The following is a 4,766-nucleotide window of genomic DNA, read 5'->3' as shown; positions in this document are numbered from 1 at the left end:
GATCAGTAGCATCAAACAGACCACCCGCAGCTTACAGGTCAACCTGAACCGCACTCAGACGATCCCCTTTGCTGATGTTGTCAAACGTTTTCCGCGTCTGATTCGCGATTTATCCGTACAGTTTGGTAAATCTGTCACCCTGACGATTCAAGGCGAAAATATTGGGATCGATCGAGCTATGCTGGAAAGCTTGAGCGATCCGCTGATGCACCTGCTCCGAAATGCCTTCGATCATGGGATCGAAGATCCCGCAACTCGGATGGCGGCGGGGAAACCTACCCAAGGATCGATCGTCCTCACAGCCAGTCAGCGCAGTGGTGAAACGATGATTACGATCGCTGATGATGGCGGTGGCGTGAAACTCGATCGGATCCGAGATCGGCTCCAGCAGATGGGTTTACCCGCCGCCGCAGTAGCAAAAATGCCAAAAGCCCAATTACTCGATGTCATTTTTGAACCAGGCTTTAGTACCGCCGCCAGTCTGACAGAACTCTCTGGGCGGGGTGTGGGAATGGATGTAGTTCGCACCAATATCGAACAAGTCCGTGGAAATATTCAGATCGAAACTCAACCAGGCATCGGGACTACTTTTATTATCCGCGTACCGTTGACGCTTTCGATCGTTAAAATCATGTTACTCGAACGATCGGGATTTGTCTTCGCAGTATCGGTAGATAGCATCAAGGAAATTATCCATTTCCAACCCGATCTAGTCACCGCTGATGGCACCAAAATCACTTGGCAATCCCAAGATATTCCCCTAATCGCATTAGAACAAGGAATATCATTTGGTAGGAATAGTAGAACTTTTGGATTACCAGGAAAACCAACTATTTCCCAACCCACCGTATTAATCGTCGGCGAAGATCGAAGATCGATCGCTTTTCAGATCGATCGATATTGGGGCGAACAAGAAGTTACCTTGAGATCGATCGATACTCCAATGCCATTAACTCCAGGCTTCGGTAACTCGATTATTTTAGGCGATGGTCGCCTCGTTCCGCTGATCGATCTAATCCAATTTGCGGGCTGGATGTCTTCTAAATCTGATGCGCCAATAAATCCAAACCCCGTGCGAGAAAAATCGCAGATCTCAATCGATTTCATCCCTAACAATCCAACAACTAACACAATCTTAGTCATTGACGACTCGATTAATGTCCGTCGTTATTTAGCCGTAATGTTAGAAAAACAAGGCTATCAAGTCGAACAAGCCAGAGATGGACAAGAAGCCGTTGAAAAACTCCTAACGGGGCTAGTAGTAGTTCAAGCAGCAATTTGCGATATCGAGATGCCCCGACTAGATGGCTATGGAGTGCTGGAAGCCCTGCGATCGAACGAAGATTTTCAAGATCTCCCCATCCTGATGCTCACCTCCCGCAACAGTGAAAAACATCGGATGTTAGCCATGAACTTAGGAGCTTCCGCCTATTTCTCCAAACCATATACGGAGCCAGAACTATTAGCAACGCTGAAATCTTTGATTCAAACAGCAGCTAGTAAAGTTCTAATCTCTTCAATCCGTTGACGATTTACACCCAAGTCAGATTCACCCAATCGTGAAGCCGATCGAACCTGAATAAGTTTGTTATCGTTATCAAAATAAAACTCGACATCATCAACAAAACCCATCAACTTACTAGCGAATTCCACATACAAATAATTATTAGTTTCCTTGACAATATTAGTCCGAGGCATCGACGCAATTGTCTGTTTCAGTTTCGCGATCGTCGTTGGAATATCTCCAGTAAACTGAATCGGGCTAATTTTTTGGCTATCATTAATTGATACCTGACTATTCACACAATTTGGAGTAGCCGGACAAACAGTTAATTTGCCATTTTCAACACCGATATTCGTTGGTGCCGTACCTGCAAATATATGATTATTCCAAAATAGAAAAGCAAGGATTAACGCGATCGCCATAACAACATACCTAGCAATTGGTTTCGATTTCACTGTATTCATATTTATTTCCATTCTACTTTATCCATAGTAGATCGAAAATTCCCCTACTGCCGATCGACAGTAGGGGAGTTAATCTAATATAACAACTAGTTGGCTGAGGATGGGTGTTAACCCAGATATCGATGACTATTTCCTTAAATGTTTCCCGATTTTGCAACATCAAAACTTGAATTTGCTCAGTCGCTTTCAACTTTCTGTTTTGACGCGCGTCGCAACTTTCAACTAATTTGGCTTCGCTTCAGGCAACAAGCACTTATCCGAATCGCAACCAGCGGGGCCAGCTTCATCTGCACTATTACCCAAGTCATAACGACTTAAAGCAGTATGGAATTCGGCAGTCTGACGGCGGGCTAATACTCCGACCATCATCTCATCGAAAGTCGCCTTATCGATCGGTTCAAACGGCAACCGAGGGAACGTCTGGTGGTCGTCAAACCGCGCCAATAGAGCCGCAGAGATATAACCCTCATCATCCCGAATCGCCTCGTAAATCCGCTTGCCGAGGGCATCTACTTCATGCTCTCGCAATTCGATCGTCGCACTGGTATTATGCCGCACATAATGTTTCTGTACGCCCATATAGAAGTCCATCTGCGACAGCGCGCTAAATTGACCGATTTCGATCGCATCTGCACCCGGAATATCTGCCCAAGACACCGCCACCGGAATCTCGATCAACCATTCCGTACAACGCGGATCGTAAGCATCGTTTAGCAGATTTCCATTCTCATCCTTATCAGATTGAGACGGAATCACACTATATCCATAATCGATACAGGCGAGGGCTACCGGGTCATCCTTCCGGAAAGTGATCCGGCGGATGAACCGTTGCGCTTTGGGGGCGTGCCAGCCCGGAGAAGCACCAGTCAGCAGCGATTTAGTCCCCGATGGCTGGACTGTCGTGCAACGGTTGGGACGTTTGATGCCATGTTTGTCGCAATACGCCCACACGGTCGATTCGACGATTTCGCGCCAGGTGTTCAGGTATTCATGCTCTGATTGCTTATAAGCAATCCCCGCCTCAGTCGCTGGACGACCTTCAGCCCACCACTGCAACCATTCCGCACCAAAGGCATGAACGAAGAAATCAAACAGACCAGTAAATGATACACCCACGATCGGATCTAATTCCCGACTGTATTGATAACGCGGTTCTTGGAATTTATGGTTGAGTAATGTCGCAACAGATAAAGCACTCGCAACGAAGGCTTCTTCTTGTTCTTTATGGTTACTTGGATCTAATTGATTCAAGTGTACTTCAGACAAGTTGCAATTACCCGCCAAAGTAGCTCCAAATACTCCTTTATGAAATTCTGGCTCGTTGAAACAGAAAGTATCATGCAATCCAGGGAGTTCTTCAACACCGCGAATTACTTGCCATTTGCCTTTATTTAATGGCTCGGTACTTTTGCTAATATCTAGACGCTGACAAGGAATTTCCGCACAGTTAGTAATTTGGAGATAGTAGAGATCTTGACTTCTGACTCCATAATTTGTTACCGCACCTTTGCGAGACATTAGATTTAGAGAGCAACGAATCCCACATTTAGCCAATAATAATTGACAACGGTATGCGCGCTCGCGATCGGAGATATAAATCCGAATGCCATTACTGTTAGTATTTGAGCCATCGGTATCAGCAAGTCCCGCAATAAAGTGTAGGATTGCTTGACGATTCCAGCCTGCGATAATATCTAACGCTTCAGGATTAGTTTTCAGTGCTTTGAGAAACTCTGCCGAAAAGTCTAACTCAGTAACATCGGTAAAAGCGGAGTTCGTCCGGTCGGGTCTCCCGACCATGGAACGAACCCAAGCAGCAGGTAAATAATCATAGTTACGTTCTGGCGACTTATGACCAGCAACAACTAAGTTAGACTTACCTTCATATAACCGAATTTTAGCCCGATTCTTTTGGTCTACAGTACCATCGCCTACAGCCACGCCTAAAGTATAAGCATAACTTGAATCGATATCCGATCCGCCTTCATACTGAATTTGAAATGGTTCGGTATGAAGCTGATAGCGGCTAGTATCCATTAAGTCTTTAGTTAAGACTTCCTTGTATTCTTTGCCAAAGCGATCCTTCACAAAGAAGCGGTGATATTCAGTCGCATCTAAATATGTACCATCGCTAAATTGAACGCGGTACAGTTTTTGGTTAGTATTAGTTTGGAAAGGAGTTACCTTACTCCAAGCTTTACCATTCCAAATCTCAATTTCTCGATCGATTACATCTTGAATTTTAGATAAACCATCGCGAGTAATTAGGATCGTTTCACCACTAACACAGTGAAAATTAGTACCGAGAATTTCCAATTTTGTTATCCTAAAGGCTTTTTATCCTCTAGTTCTACAGATTCTATATTCTCTGTAGTTCGGCGTACATTTTCACTTAGTTTGAAATTTAAGTGCTCCGCACTCTTGGAGGTTTATATTCTAGCTTTCACTAGTTTCACCCTCTACGCTCTACGGTGTTAGAGACTTGTTAGTTTCTCTAGTTACCTCGGTATTAGCAGGTTAATTAATAACTAAATATTAACAACCATATCTCAGCTTTCACCGATTTTGCGGAGTTTTTAATGTGAGGCAAATTTATCTACCACACGGATTTAGTCCAAACCTAGACATTCGATGCTCTAGTTCGAGTTCGAGTTCGATGTCTTGGTCGGTAATATTTTTTGGTTCATTATTTATAGTAAATGTCATCTATTTTTCCATACCAAACAATTGACTAGCCTGTATAGACAGCTAGCCAAATGGATGTTAATACTTGACTAGCCGAAATAGAAGGCTAGTCA

Annotated in this window: 2 protein-coding genes and 1 pseudogene; 1 reads left to right on the top strand and 2 read right to left on the bottom strand. The window is 44.1% G+C overall.

The genetic code is table 11. The features are described from left to right. Nucleotides 1-1,528: response regulator (locus RMO79_RS09325; RefSeq protein WP_310482850.1), on the top strand; the 1,528-nt coding region annotated here is incomplete at its 5' end. Here RMO79_RS09325 and RMO79_RS09320 read toward each other — a convergent pair. After that, complete coding sequence (locus tag RMO79_RS09320; RefSeq protein WP_310482849.1) at nucleotides 1,486-1,968, bottom strand: DUF1499 domain-containing protein; 483 nt, start codon at nucleotides 1,966-1,968, stop codon at nucleotides 1,486-1,488. The two genes, RMO79_RS09325 and RMO79_RS09320, sit on opposite strands and share 43 nt — an antisense overlap. Nucleotides 1,969-2,190: 222 nt before the next feature. Then, nucleotides 2,191-4,281, bottom strand: a pseudogene (gene nrdJ, locus RMO79_RS09315) (ribonucleoside-triphosphate reductase, adenosylcobalamin-dependent); the annotation flags it as partial. Nucleotides 4,282-4,766 lie beyond the last annotated feature (485 nt).

Origin of the sequence: Chamaesiphon sp. VAR_48_metabat_403 (assembly GCF_031422475.1) — a bacterium.
Taxonomy (GTDB): Bacteria; Cyanobacteriota; Cyanobacteriia; order Cyanobacteriales; family Chamaesiphonaceae; genus Chamaesiphon.
Note: the sequence above shows the minus strand (reverse complement) of the source record. Positions and strands in the feature narration are given on the sequence as shown.